This is a genomic window from Paenibacillus sp. J22R232 (assembly GCF_056269165.1).
Genome location: NZ_JBWDNK010000012.1, coordinates 42,034 through 56,024, shown reverse-complemented (window position 1 = coordinate 56,024; position 13,991 = coordinate 42,034). Strand labels below are relative to the sequence as shown.

Here is a 13,991-nt window from a genome sequence, read left to right as displayed (position 1 = left end):
GATGCTAAAGCGCTCTAGATACAGTAGAATCTTCATGGCGATCAGTATTATACTGCTGCTCACAGCGTATTCAACCGGCTGCTCCCGGCAGCCTGGCAGAAATATCGATGATAAAGAGTATGGTGAAACCGTAAATCTGATTTATTACACGATTGGAGAGCCAGACAAGGATCTGAAGCTCGTCAATGATAAAATCAATGAAATCATGGCTCGTAAAATTGGCGTGACGATCACTTATATAAAGATTGGGTGGCAGGAGTATGAAGACCGGCTGAACACGCTTATTTCCGCAGGCACTCCTTTCGACATTGCATTTGCACCCAACTATGCAAACACCGCTATGCGCGGCGCATGGCTAAGACTGAATGACTATCTTACAAGCCTGGGCAAGGATCTGTACGATGCCATTGACCCAACCTTCTGGCAAGGGCTGCAAATGAATGACGGAGGCATCTATGGGGTACCGACCAATAAAGAGCTTGCCGTGCGTGATCATTGGATGTACCCCGCTTCAATCGTGAAAAAGTACGATATCGACATTACCGAATACAATACGCTCGAATCGCTTGAACCTTTGCTCCGGATGGTTCAAGAGCATGAGCCTGCATACATTCCGATGGAATTGGACCGGGATTCCCACAATTTTTTCGCGCTCTATGGCTACGAATACATTGTGAACAACAAAGTTCCGTTAATGGTAAAATCACTGGATGCAAGCGCGAAAGTTGTCAATATCTTCGAGACTCAAGAAGCCCGGCAGGTATTGGACACATTAAGGCGTTATTATAAAGAGGGCTTCATTAACGAAGACGCTGCGCTGCGGGAGCCAGGCGGACTCAAGCGTGGGGATAAGGTGTTCTGGAAGTCCTCCGGCGGCGGCCCCATCTCGGAGACGACTTGGAGCAAGGATCGCGGCTACAAGGTTGTATCGAATCCCGTAACTCCTAGCGTCGTCACCACGGAATCGGTCCGTGGCGGAATCATGGCCGTTAATGCCAACACCAAGCATCCCATTGCATGTATTAAATTTCTGAATCTGCTCAATACCGACCCTGAACTACGCAACCTATTCAATTATGGGATTGAAGGGGTGCATTACACGCTGAGCGAACAAGGGCAAGCGATTCCCATTCCAGGTAAGGACAGCCAAGGCGACCCCATTCCGGATGCGCCAGCAAGCTATGCAGGCGTGCAATATACGCAGGGCAACTGGTTTATCCTGAAAACCATGGGCGGCGATAACCCTGAACCACTCGATAAATGGGAGCAATTCCGCAAATACAACGCTGAAGCAGTCAAGTCGACCGTTCTCGGCTTCACTCCCGATCTATCCAAGCTGTCCGCCCAAATCGAAAACATTGAGATGATTTGGAAAAAATACTATCCGAGCCTCATGACGGGTACCGTCGATGTTGACTCGATCCTACCCAAATTTAATGAGGAGCTAAAGCAAGCAGGCATCGAACAGGTAATAAAGGAAGTACAGAAACAGCTGGATGCACGGCGTAATGCGACAAGTGCGTTAGCAGCTTCCGCATCCCAATAAACTACCCTGCTAATAGAAACAGCGACAACCATGACCGGGTGAATACGGTCTAGCTGTCGCTGTTTTATGTGCCATCGGATAACGTATTTTCAAAAATCCCTATTTAGAGCCTATAATCATAAAGCGACTCAGCTGTTTAAACGGAGAAGAAAGTTGCGCGTACTGTAATAAGCATCCTCCCACCCCATTTTTGCATAAAAACGAAGTCCGTCCATTCCTTTAAAATAATATGCTCCTATTAATCTCTCTTCGAAATTCGGAATCATTATTCCCGCTTTTTCTTGGTAGTCTTGATAATTTCGAATGACTTCACGCCCCTCCATATGTCTATCGAGAATGGCGAGATCGACAAGAAAATCTCCATATGCGCAGTTGCCATCAATAATACCGGTAATACGCGTGCCGTCGGATAGGATATTCCATTGATGAAAGTCCCCACGGATAAAGTAACGATGCGGTTCATTGTAAGGTGAGTACGCCATCAAGCGGCTATAGCATTCATCAAAGACGTCTTTTTCTAAACACGTGTTTTGGAATAATTCATGCCAATTATCCCAGAAGCCCCCTGTCTGTTCCTCCGAGAATGCCGCAACCAAATAGTCCTTCCATGTCCGGTATGCTCCGTCGCCTGTAGGCCCTATCCACCCATATCCGCTTGTTTGCCCGAGATCCACATGGTTTAGGCGCGTCAATATTTTGATAAGCTCCGGAACCTGGCGGGTTTGCTCCTCCGCTGAGAAATCCGCAAGATTGCGGCCATCCATCCGTTCCAGGATAGAATATGCCAGAAGTCCGGCTTTCCCTTGTCCAAGGCATCTGGGGAATGGAATCCCCTGCCTAGAAAGCATATCTGAAATATAACGTTCCGTCTGATATGCGCCTTCCATGTCACTAAACTTAATGACGTATCCTTTCCCTTCATTGTTAAAAGAGAAAACACTGCTCAAGTTGCCGCCTGCCATTGGCGTTATCTCTGCCACGTTAGAACCTAGCTGAGTCTTTAATACTCTTTCAACCTCGCTTATATCCAAGCTTGGTTTCTCATATGCAGTCATTGCTCATACCTCACTTTTTCGCTTTACGCAACTGTATTGCTAATAGTCGTCAGAAAACCATTTTTCACAGCGGTGCCCATGATATGATTGATGGATTGCAATGCGGATTCACTAAACAAAAACCATTCATCTTCCTTAACGTCATGCATTAAAATTTCGGGGTATCCTGACAATGCCTCAACAGGATACGAGTGAGTTAAAGTATAAATATCAAAGCTTGCTAACCTGTTCCCTTTATGGTCTTCAAAATCATATTGACCGTTTTTATAATAAGACCCAAGTATTTCAAGCTGAAGACTCCATGAATAGTTAGCAGGGGCTGCGACCATTTCGCCTTTGTTTTTCACAAAGGTACGATAGCTCGCCTCGATATATGCATTCCCATTCATTTGCTGTACTACGCCGCCCATGATCATATGGTATTCTTGTTGCATGGTTTTCACCTGTACACCGTCTATGAGAAGTGGTTTAGTGTCGACAATCACTGCTAATTTACTGTAATTAACGTTGCATTCAAACGTCTCTGCAATAAAACGAAGCGGAACAAACATGCGATTGTTTTTCATATAAGGTTTTACGTCAAGCGGTACTTTCTCACCGTTCTTCACCGCTGTACTACTGTTTAGCGATACGATTACGTTCATATCGTTTTTAGCGAGAATAACCGCTGAATTCGACCAATTGACGTTTGCGCCCAAATTTTCACTAATCGCACGAAGAGGCACCATTATGCGTTTGTTTTTCATTTCAGGCAACGCATCGGATGCAATAGTAACTCCATCAATTTTGATTTGAATGGCTGCTGCATAAGCAGTTGAAGCTGTAATAAATAAAAGGATCGCAACAAAAAAACCAAAGCATGTTTTTTTCATCATGGATAACTCCTTTTTTAATTATATTAGGTGATAAGAAGTAATTCGCATTAAACAAGCGTTGCAGAGAGCTATTTTGCAACGCTTGTTTTTGATTTTGGTCTCTTGCTGATTTCTTTAAAACGGAGCATTTAAATGATTCTGGAGAAGCGTCAGCGGTCGTTTTTGTGAAGGGATTAGGGCCTCTCTTCGTTGATTCAAAGGAATCCCTGAGCAATGGCGATCGGAAGAATATTTAAATGTGTAGTTTGCCGTTTGCCGTTTAACCTGAACAGCATTAACACCGCTAAATTTCTGTTAATCTATAATCATGTTAACAACTTGCTTCGCGATCGCAGCGTAGGATTCAATCCGGTCCGGGCTTTGGTCAATAGCCCACCTCAGGTTATCAAACGCTTTTAATAGCAGCAAATTCCTCATGTCGGCAAGTTCTTCTTCCCTTATACCGAAACCGTCTAGAAATGCGTTGAATTCTTCTTTATTCGGATCTCCGTCTAGCATCTGATTCTGCATCACCGCAATAATATCTCCATGCGGTACCGTTCTTACTTCTGCATTGCCCCAGTCCAATAATATGACTTGTCCCGTATCATTAACAATCGCATTCTTCAATGAGATATCTCCATGGATTAATCCAAAGCGGAACGTTGCTTTCTTTAAACTCTCAAACAATAGTCGCACTCTCACTGATTGTTTCTGAGTAATTACTCCAAGCTCGATCAACCGGTCATACTCTGTCAAGCTATTGATATTATACTGCACATACCCTACCCAACTGCCGTCCGATCCTGCATGGGAAGGCGATTCAAATACGCCATGGACCGGGTCAATCAGAATTTCCCCATATCCCTTCACTTGAATCGAATGAATACGCTTGGCATATTGGCCGAGCTGCCTCCAGACAGTGGACTTGAGAACCGTACTATCTAACCCGTTGTCTCCATCAACAAAGGATTGAATCATATATGCGGTTTCATCAGCGATGCCGATGGACAACACCTCAGGACCGGGAATGCCAATTGCGGAAGCCTGTTCCATGCACCATTTTTCTTTCACATAGCTTGGATATGTACTTGCTTCGTTCATGCGAACAACGACCTTTCGGCTCACTGTTTCGACAACGCAAACCTGATTTACGAAGCCTTTCCCTATGATCTGGTAGGATGCTTTTACTTGTTCGAGAAGAAAATCGCCTGCAATCCGTTCTGCTTGCGTAACTACGGAATCTTCCATCGTTTCTTTCATCCCCTTCAAGTGCCTTACTTCTTCAGCTATAAAAAAAGACAGATCAGCTAAATGCCTACTGTCTCATCAAATACAAATGAACAAGTCCCCGAACCCGCCCTCACCTAATCGATACATCAGCACGTGGTAGTTACATTAAAACATATACAGCCTAGTTACATGCTATCGCGCAATCTTGTTACATTATTGGGCTAATTTATTATGTTTGTAGATATGGCCCTGCATCTACTTAAGGTCCAACTACCCGTTGGCGGGTTGTGCTCGCCTGTACGATTTCGGCTACCAACTTGTTTAGCTATCCAGCAAATCCGTGCTCCAGTTTTTCTCTTGGATCTTGAAGTCCAACTCGCGGTATTTTCTGGAAAGCTCGTCTACTTCTTTTTGCAGCCCAGCAATCTCAATGGTCGTGTGGAATTTCACTTCTTGCCGGCTGTATCGTTCCTGCTTAATCGATGCTTCGTTAAGCAATTCATTCAGAATATTCCGATGCTGCATGATGCGGTCACGTTCCGCCAATGCATCTGCTAAGCTTATGCTCGTATCGAACGCGATTAAGGCGTTCGTCTTATTAATCTTCTTCACCCAGACGGCCAAATCATCCAGCGTTCTTCTTAATTCATCCAGCAGCTCGGTTGGCGATTCCGGAGGCTTCTCTCCTTCTTGTACCTTTATAACTCGCCCAAGACGCTGCTTAATCTGAGCAACCCTCCGTTGGCAGTCCGCTCGCATGACAAGCGCTTCCGCAAGTCTCATCGCTAATCCCCTCCGCTATCTTATGAACAAATACAATAAACCAAATATACCAATATATATTATTTTTGCCAATTCATTTTTCGTATTCAATATACGAATTAAAACTTAAGCAGCAAATGAGCTAAAATAGCTGTCATATGACGAAGATTTTATTTTTTAGCAGTTACAGGTATGGATATGGTCTTATCGTATTTTTTAATATACTGAAATCCATCTATAAGCAACTGCTCCGGTTTCTCCATTGTTTTAAAAGAATAAGTCTGCTCCCACAGGATGTTTCCGTTTTTCAGATCCCAAGGACGCGGAGTGGAAATGGCAGATACGGGGATCTCCATGTCTCCGGCTTGAATGGCTAAATTCTCCGTTTCTATGAATGTAAATTGTTTTCTGGCAATTACAATATCATAACCTGAACCGTTTTTTGTGACGCTTCGAATCCATATCTTTTCTTCGCCGATTTTGATCGATAGATCCGAAGGAGAAGCTAGGGAAATCGGTTCTTCTACTTTTTGGTATCCGGGGAAATTTTTAAATACAAGTTCAATCTTTTCAAGCTTGTCTGTCGGAAGAACGTCAAATTCAAGTTCAAATCCCGTGTCGCCCTCTTCATTGAAACGTTCCGACCTCATTCCCCATGATTTTATTTCCGTTCCATTCACATAAAGCTCTGTTTCTCCTGGAAATCTCGGGGATCCCTCATACTCCATTTCATAATGTCCCTTCACAACGGTTGAGGTGGGTGACGCCGTAATGGAGTCATAATAGACTGTCCCCTGATCGACAGAAACAGATTTCGAGATGTCCTCTTTAAGCAAACTGTTCATCGCTTTATTTGCATCAAACTTGAAGGAAATCGGATACAATGCCTTCTCTCCATTTTCTACCCACTCGTCAAAGGTAACGGTTAACGTTCTGGCGAACGGGCTGACCGGCTCGAATTTATATACGCCCTCGAAATGGGTCTCGTCTTTGCTGTGATTGCCGCCTCCTTCTTTCGGGCTTGAATTCGTCAAAAATCCTTTCATTTGACCTACGCCGTAACGTGTGGAACGATCGTCCGTATATATGGAGCCTGAGGGCCGATCGATGGTGTAATACATTAACATTCCGTTATCGTCTGCAATGACCCCGTTAATGGTAATGACCGTGCCGTCTGCAAGCGTTTTTCTTTTGTTGACCGTTTGTCCGTAGCCTTGCTCCGCCACCTCAGAAAAGCTTAGAGAACTCAGCTCGATTTTATTTAACAGCTTACCTCCGTAATAAGCAAATGCAGGATATTGATAAGTCCCGACAATGAGAAGGAGCGCTGCCGCCGATGCTGCAACCCATGTCATCGCTCTGTTTATCTTTCTTTTCTTAGCGGGCACATGCTCAAGCGCATGTCGAAGCCTGTCCTCAAGTTTTGACGGGGCCTGTACGATATTCAAGCTCTGCTTGTGCTCCTGTAATCTCTCCTCGATCGTTTTCATAACGATCACCTCCGATCATGGTTTTCAGCTTTTGTATGCCCTGCGAAATTCTTGATTTGATTGTGCCTAGCGGCGTACCGGTCATATCCGCAATTGTCTGGTAAGGAAGATCATGTACGTAACGAAGCTCAATTGCTTCCCTCTGCCGCTCATTCAGATGAGAGAGCAGCACCTCCATGTCCATCTCAGACTCCGTAGCGCGGTATGGATCATCGTCTGCCCATGCAGCAATCGAGGGTTCACCCTCGCCCTCCAGCGGAACAAATCGTTCCTTGCCGCGGAGGATGGTTTTGCAGCGATTGACGAGAATGGTTTTGCTCCAGCTGTAAAAGGCTTCGCCCTTTTTCAATTGGTCCAGTTTCTCGTACAGCGTAACAATCATGTCTTCCATTGCATCCATCGCGTCATGCTCATTTCTCATATAGCTGTAGGCAAGTCGATAATAAGCGTCTTGATCGGCTATGATTAGTTGTAGTAAAGCTTCCTTGTTGCCTCTTTGGGCTTGTTTAACAAGACGGCTTATATTCACGTTCTCACCCCTTTTCATAAATAAGAGATCCCACGGGCTAATAAAGTTCATTATCTACAAAAAAAATCTCCACAACCAAGTCATAGGGAAGTTTTCCTATCCCTAAGTGGTTGCGGAGGTGTATAAAGCAAAGCAACACCGAATTTATTCAATCGATCCTTTACTACTTATTTAGATCCCTGAGCAGTAAAAGCCTGTCATCATTCTGTGAAGGCGTGCCTCGTCCATCGGTGTTATTCGTAATCACATACACGCGTCCGTCCTTTAGCTTCACGTCCCGAAGTCTTCCCTCGCCTTCAAATACGACACTCATCTCTTTGGTAGCTGGATCATAACGATACAGCGCACCGCCCACTAAGGTAGCGATCAGCATGCGATTGCCCGCATCAAGCGTGGCGCCCGAAGGAGCAATCGCCTCTTCGCCGGTATGGTAGATTGGCGCAATCATGCCTTTTGCGGTTGAATCCCCGTATATGGCGGGCCAACCGTAGTTCCCTCCCGCTTCGATCAAATTAATTTCATCATGCCCTCCCGGATTGCCTGAAGGACCGTGCTCAGTATTGAACAAGATGCCTTCGTCATTCCATACCAAGCCCTGCGGATTGCGATGCCCGTAAGAATAAACGTAGGAGTCCGGGAAAGGATTATCCTCCGGTATTCCCCCGCTCGGCGTCATCCTTAATATTTTACCCGCTAAACTGTTTATGTCCTGAGCAAGCTCCCGCTGCTGCGCATCTCCCGTCGTTACATACAGCTGCTTGTCCGGGCCAAAAGCCATTCTTCCCCCGTCATGATTAGCGGCTCCGGGTATGCCCTCAAGCAAAGCTTCCATTTCGTTCCACTGGTCGCCGCTTTGTTCGAGAAGAACGACACGGTTCAGAAGACGTCCCTTTTCCTCATAGGTATGATAGGCATAAGCTGTCTTCGACTCCGCGAAGTCCGGGCTTAATACAAACCCGAGGAAGCCACCTTCGCCTACCCCTTGTACGTTTTTCTTCAAATGGACGGATTGGCGCGTCATCTGCGTGCCATCGACCTTTACGATGTTCCCTTCGCGTTCGCTTATATAGACAATATCCTCATGAAATGCAATAACCCATGGGACGCGCAACTCCTCTGCAAGCACGGTATAGGGTTCATCGCCCATTTCAGGATCAGTCGTATCAGGCTCAGTCGTTTCCGTGGCGTTATCTGTTTCTTTGGGTAGCTCTGTCGCGGTCACAGCCGGCACCTCAGTGGCCGGCTGTGCCTCCTTTGTTTCGTTCGATTCGCAAGCAGCAAGCATTCCTAGGCATAGGGTCGTCATAATCATTGCAGCAATTCGTTTTTTTGCGGTCATTTGGATTGACTCCTCCTCTAAACAGAGAAGGACACCGCAGCTGCGAGTGTCGCAGTACGCTGTCCCATTCGTTTATTCGTTTGCGTTCGACGCGGCAAGAGCCGCAACCAACTCATCTTGAATATGGCCATTGGTAGCTACGACATTGCGAACGCCCAAATCATAAGGCTTGCCCATCGTGTCGGTTACGATCCCGCCAGACTCCTGTACAAGCAATGTTCCAGCTGCTAAGTCCCAGCTGCTAAGCCCGATCTCCCAGAATCCGCTCAAGCGTCCCGCTGCCACATACGCCAGGTGCAGCGCAGCAGACCCGGCGATCCGCAGGTTCCTAACCTGCGGAGCAATCGCTTGGATGCCTTTCAGATTTAACGGCAGCGCGTAGTGGTGGTCAGCGGGCAAGCCCGTTGCCACCAAGCTGCCTCTCAGCGTTTCATCCTTCGATGCTTGCATTCTTTTGCCGTGGACGTAGGCTCCCTTGCCCTTCTCAGCGACGAACAGCTCATCCTTCATCGGATCGTACACTACGCCAACGATAACCTCACCCTTATAAGCGAGCGCGATTGATACGCAGAAAAACGGAAAGCCGTGAACAAAGTTAGTCGTTCCGTCGATCGGATCGACGATCCACAAATATTCCGCGTCCCGGATATTTGCAAGCGCCTTAGCCGAAGCCTCCGGCCCTGGCTCCACGCCTTCTTCACCCAAAAAGGAATGATGCGGGAAATGAGTCATGACTAAATTTTTGATCAAGCGCTCCGAGCCTTTATCAATCTCGGTCACCAAGTCATGCGAGGAATACTTTATATCAAGGCTCGCATAATTGCCAAGCTTCGTCTTAATCCATTCTCCTGCTTTGGACGCACAGTTGATTGCGACAGCAGTAAAGCTTTTCCCGCCAACGACGGAAGCATTGTTCTGGTCACTCACGATCCATCACTCTTCCCTCTATGTAAATTCTCGAACAAAAAACCATGTTATCCTCTACTACGTATGAAGCTTCACGCAAGTTTCGCCTATGATTACTCCACCATATCAAAATGAACCAATACCTTCAATGATTAATTGTCCAGCAAGCAGCAGCAGCGTCACCCGCAGCAGCCACAGCAAACCTTTTCCGCTCATTTTCACCGCGATTGCCGCACCCAGCTTGCCGCCGATCCAAGCGCCTGGCACTAGTGCCAGCACGAGCAGCCAGTCCGTCTCCCCCAAATATGCATGCATGCCGCTGCCAAGTATGGAAGATAGGAAAATAACGAACATGGAGGTGGCTGTCGCCATATGCGGCGGGAAACGAAACAATAACACCATTAACGGTACGAACAGCGAGCCGCCACCAATGCCAAACAAGCCAGACATTAGCCCAACACCGAAGCCTATTGCAAGCGCAGGCACAATCCCATAGCTATAGGTATGAACCTGTCCTGTTGCATCCGTAATCGTCCGTACGATCGGCCACTCCTTGGAAAACGGTTTCATATAGTCGCGAGCTATGAGCAGCGACGCCATAAGCAGCATAAAAATACCGAATATAAGCTGAAATGCTCCCGCTGGCAGCAAGCCAGTCAACGCCGAGCCCAGCATAGCAGCAGGTCCGCTCGTTATAAAAAACAACCAGCCGCTGCGGAAATCGACAATTTTCCGTTTGGCATAGCTTAACGTTGATGCCAATGCCGTTACGACGAGTACGGTTAACGAAATGCCCACCGCTGTGGCGTGCCCGATTTCGCCTCCCGTCAATACGGGCCCAATAAGCATAAGCATGGGAACGATAATAATGCCGCCGCCCAGACCGACAATACTGCCAAACATGGCGGCTACGACGCCTAACAATACTAATAAGATCCATTCCATGATGTTAATCACCTTTTCCATGTGGTCATTGTGCGGGACGTGACGGATTGCCGACATATAATAACACCGCCAAAGCATGCCTTGGCGGTGTTTCCCGTTTAATTAATCCACGGCAGATATTTCTATCCGTCCACCGTCGAGCACTTTGACGCCTTCGCCTTCCGCTTCCAATTGCTTGAAGTCAGCCATCAGCTTAAACAGTGCCTCATCCTTGCTTTTTGCTTCGAGCATGCAATCCACATGCTCGCTCGTTCGAGCCGCATGCCGGAGAAACCGCAATAACGGCTCTGCTTCCAGATAGTCGGCATGGCCGCGCGGATCGGATAGGCTTTTGGGACTCGATGCATGAATCTTGGGCGGAAGCTGCCGTTCGTCTGTCAATCCGAGCCTTGCTCGCTCCTTGTCCCAAGTACGGACAATCCGCGGCCAAAGCCCGTTATACAGCTCTTCGTCTTCAATATCGCCGGAATTGACCGCATGATGATGGATATCGAGCACCATAGGCACCCCTACCAGCTCCGCCGCATCAAGCGTTTCCCGCGCATTAAACGTCTTGTCATCATTTTCAAGCGTAACCCGTTGCTTTAGACGCGGAGGCAAAGCTCCGAATTGACGAACAAATCGTTCTCCGGCTACTGCCTTGTCGCCGTAAGCACCGCCAATATGTATATTGCACTTGGTTGCCTCGCCCAGCTCCATGGCTTCCAGCATTCGCACATGATTGATTAAATCGAGCTCCGACTTGGCAAGCACCTCCGGCCTCGGCGTACTGAACACGCAGAAGTGGTCCGGATGGAAAGAAACTCGGATACCATGCTTGTCCGCATATTCGCCAACCTCACGAAAAGCTGGCTTAAGCGCTACGAAAGGATCCCAATCCGCCAATTCTTCATGCGTAGCGAGCGGAATGAGCTTGGAGGAAAAACGATACATGTGAATGTCGCTGGCTTTGCAATGCTTGAGAATGCGCAGCGAGCTGCGGAGGTTCTCCTCAGCAATCCGTTCCAGCTTCCGAATCCCCGCCTCGCGGTCGCCAAGCTTAGAGAAACTGGCAAAGGTCATCGTTTTGGAAGGAGAGGCATTCTCGAGTTGCAGGCTCATTGCAACAAAACCCAATCTAACGATCATCGATTAGGCCTTCTCTCCGAAAAACATTTCAAAAGCAAGCGCCGTTTGAATTTTTGATTCTTCCTCAGTCAACTTTCTCACGAGCTCCATCTCCACCTGTGTCACTTCTTCGCCTTGAAAATTAATCTCGGCAATCGAAGCTAAGATGCGGACAATCGCGATCGCTTCATTGCCAGGCGTATAGGCAATGACCTTCTGTCCCGTTGGAAATACGCGAAAGCCGCTCTTGACCATTTTGCCCCGACCGTACTCCAACAATTCATACAGCTCTTGCTCGGACTTAAATTTACACACCGAATTAAACTCTGTTGCAAATCCCATTTGATTTCCCTCCTTTCAGTAGAATACAAATTACTACCAACCTTCAGGTCTACTACCAACCTTCAAAGGTCTACTACCAACCTTCAAAGATTTTCGAACCCACCCAAACCCTCCCTTCCAAGGGAGGGCCCCAAGGGTTGCACCCTCTGGACTCCTGCAATTGAACTAACGTCCATGCTGCGGAGAGCGTTATAGCTGCTTTTGCTCAGGGAGCGCTTTCGTCCCTGTGGGACACGCTTTACGTCGGACTCCATAGTAGCATTCGCTTTCTAAGAACATAGATAAGCTCACAACAGCCATTCGAGTTCGCTCTTACGCTGACTTGGCTCCGTAGGAACACATATGTGCTTACAGAAACTAATTATATTTACTCGGCTGCTGTAGGAACATATGCGTGCTTACAGCTACTTTTTGAGCTCACTTCTACGCTGATCTGACTCCATTAGAACGCATGCGTGCTTACTACACACACTTTCGGTTTACTTGGCTGTTGTAAGAACATATGCGTGCTTACAGTTGCTTTTCGAGTTCACTCATACGCTGACCTAGGGCTCCATAAGAACGCATGCGTGCTTACAGCACACACTTTCATATTACTCGGCTGCTGTAAGAACCAATGCGTGCTTACATTTGCCTCTCGTCTTTGTATAATTTCTTAAACAAATAAAAATCCAGAGAGCTGCCCCTCTGGATTTATGCAATGGGGATCTGCGCGGCTTAGCTCAGCACAGAATTAAATCTTATTTTGCTGCTTCGCCGGTAAAGTCTATACGCTGCTTCTCGGCGTGGCGAGAAAGCGCGAGCGCGATCAAGGTGTCTAACAGTTCTTTATATGGAATGCCGGTTTCCTTCCACATGAGCGGATACATGCTGAATGGCGTAAAGCCCGGCAAGGTGTTGACTTCGTTAATGAAGATCTGGTTATCGCTTTTACGGAGGAAAAAGTCAACGCGCGACAAGCCGGAACCGTCAATCGATTGGAACGCGCGAACTGCCATTTCTCGAATAGACTCTGTTATCTCCGGGGACAAAACAGCCGGGATCTGCATCGTCGATTTGCCGTCAATATACTTCGCTTTATAATCGTAGAATTCATTAGATGGCGCAATCTCGCCCGGAACAGACGCTTTTGCATCATCGTTGCCAAGCACGCTTACTTCAATTTCGCGGGCATCGACAAACTCCTCGACGATAACCTTACGATCGAACTGGAAAGCATAGTTAACCGCTGCAATAAGCTCCTCGCGGTTTTTCGCCTTCGAAACACCGACGCTGGAGCCAAGGTTGGCCGGCTTGATGAAACATGGATAGCCAAGCGAAACCTCGCATTCCATAATGAAGAATGATGCATCGCGCTCCCACTGCGTCCGGTTGAAATAACGGAACACGCATTGTGGCAAGCCCTCCTGCGCGAATACTTTCTTCATCAGAATCTTGTCCATGCCAACGGCAGAAGCGAGAACGCCCGCTCCGACATATGGCATGTTCGCCATTTCGAATAGCCCTTGAATCGTGCCATCCTCGCCGAACGTGCCATGCAGCAGCGGGAAAATGACATCAAGGCCAGGTTCCCCAGCCGTTTCAGACGATCCTTCAGTGCCTAAACGCGCGAACAACGGAGCCAGAGCGAAGCCTGCCTGCTTCGCCTCTCCAGATGCGTATCGCAGCTCCTCGACGGTCGACGGCCGCGCATGCAGTACGTCTCCCGTCTTCCATTCGCCTTGCTTCGTAATATAAAAAGGTTTGATTTCGTATTTGCTGTAATCGAACTCACCCATTACCGCGTAAGCCGTTTGCAGAGAAACTTCATGCTCTCCCGATTTTCCCCCGTAAACTAAACCTACTCGAACCTTGCTCCCCATGGCATATCCTCCGGTACAATA

13 protein-coding genes are annotated in these 13,991 nt (G+C 47.4%); 1 reads left to right on the top strand and 12 read right to left on the bottom strand.

Translation table 11 applies throughout. From position 1 onward, the window contains the following. The first annotated feature begins 34 nt into the window (after positions 1-34). On the top strand, positions 35-1,546 hold the full coding sequence (locus AC0YN3_RS25575) for an ABC transporter substrate-binding protein (RefSeq protein ID WP_475777747.1): 1,512 nt from the start codon (positions 35-37) through the stop codon (positions 1,544-1,546). Between the two features lie 128 nt (positions 1,547-1,674). Here AC0YN3_RS25575 and AC0YN3_RS25570 read toward each other — a convergent pair whose 3' ends face one another. The 12 genes from AC0YN3_RS25570 to AC0YN3_RS25515 all read right to left on the bottom strand — a co-directional run bounded on the left by AC0YN3_RS25570 (position 1,675) and on the right by AC0YN3_RS25515 (position 13,970). Then, complete coding sequence (locus tag AC0YN3_RS25570; protein WP_475777746.1) at positions 1,675-2,601, bottom strand: phosphotransferase family protein; 927 nt, start codon at positions 2,599-2,601, stop codon at positions 1,675-1,677. Between the two features lie 23 nt (positions 2,602-2,624). Next, positions 2,625-3,473: a stalk domain-containing protein gene (locus AC0YN3_RS25565; RefSeq protein ID WP_475777854.1), complete on the bottom strand. Its 849-nt coding sequence runs from the start codon at positions 3,471-3,473 to the stop codon at positions 2,625-2,627. A 297-nt stretch (positions 3,474-3,770) separates the two neighbouring features. Further along, entirely contained in the window at positions 3,771-4,706 is a 936-nt protein-coding gene (locus AC0YN3_RS25560) for a phosphotransferase family protein (protein ID WP_475777745.1), read from the bottom strand. Positions 4,707-5,009: 303 nt separating this feature from the next. Further along, on the bottom strand, positions 5,010-5,471 hold the full coding sequence (locus AC0YN3_RS25555) for a DIP1984 family protein (RefSeq protein ID WP_475777744.1): 462 nt from the start codon (positions 5,469-5,471) through the stop codon (positions 5,010-5,012). A gap of 149 nt (positions 5,472-5,620) precedes the next feature. Beyond that, the gene (locus AC0YN3_RS25550; RefSeq protein ID WP_475777743.1) at positions 5,621-6,940 is read right to left on the bottom strand and encodes a DUF4179 domain-containing protein; all 1,320 of its coding nucleotides are present in this window, start codon (positions 6,938-6,940) and stop codon (positions 5,621-5,623) included. After that, complete coding sequence (locus tag AC0YN3_RS25545; RefSeq protein WP_475777742.1) at positions 6,867-7,469, bottom strand: RNA polymerase sigma factor; 603 nt, start codon at positions 7,467-7,469, stop codon at positions 6,867-6,869. Before AC0YN3_RS25545 ends, AC0YN3_RS25550 begins: the two co-directional genes overlap by 74 nt. Before the next feature lie 163 nt (positions 7,470-7,632). Next, entirely contained in the window at positions 7,633-8,808 is a 1,176-nt protein-coding gene (locus AC0YN3_RS25540; protein WP_475777741.1) for a PQQ-dependent sugar dehydrogenase, read from the bottom strand. A gap of 72 nt (positions 8,809-8,880) precedes the next feature. After that, complete coding sequence (locus tag AC0YN3_RS25535; RefSeq protein ID WP_183570544.1) at positions 8,881-9,735, bottom strand: inositol monophosphatase family protein; 855 nt, start codon at positions 9,733-9,735, stop codon at positions 8,881-8,883. A gap of 105 nt (positions 9,736-9,840) precedes the next feature. Beyond that, positions 9,841-10,659, bottom strand: coding sequence for a sulfite exporter TauE/SafE family protein (locus AC0YN3_RS25530; RefSeq protein WP_475777740.1), 819 nt, complete (start codon positions 10,657-10,659; stop codon positions 9,841-9,843). 102 nt (positions 10,660-10,761) lie between these two features. Further along, positions 10,762-11,787, bottom strand: a complete 1,026-nt coding sequence (gene uvsE / locus AC0YN3_RS25525; protein WP_475777739.1) for a UV DNA damage repair endonuclease UvsE — start codon at positions 11,785-11,787, stop codon at positions 10,762-10,764. 3 nt (positions 11,788-11,790) lie between these two features. After that, a complete protein-coding gene (locus AC0YN3_RS25520) occupies positions 11,791-12,108 on the bottom strand; it encodes a hypothetical protein (RefSeq protein WP_183570632.1) in 318 nt (105 codons plus the stop codon). Between the two features lie 740 nt (positions 12,109-12,848). Beyond that, positions 12,849-13,970 (bottom strand): D-alanine--D-alanine ligase, encoded by a 1,122-nt coding sequence (locus AC0YN3_RS25515; RefSeq protein WP_475777738.1) that lies wholly within the window; start codon positions 13,968-13,970, stop codon positions 12,849-12,851. Between the last annotated feature and the right edge of the window lie 21 nt (positions 13,971-13,991).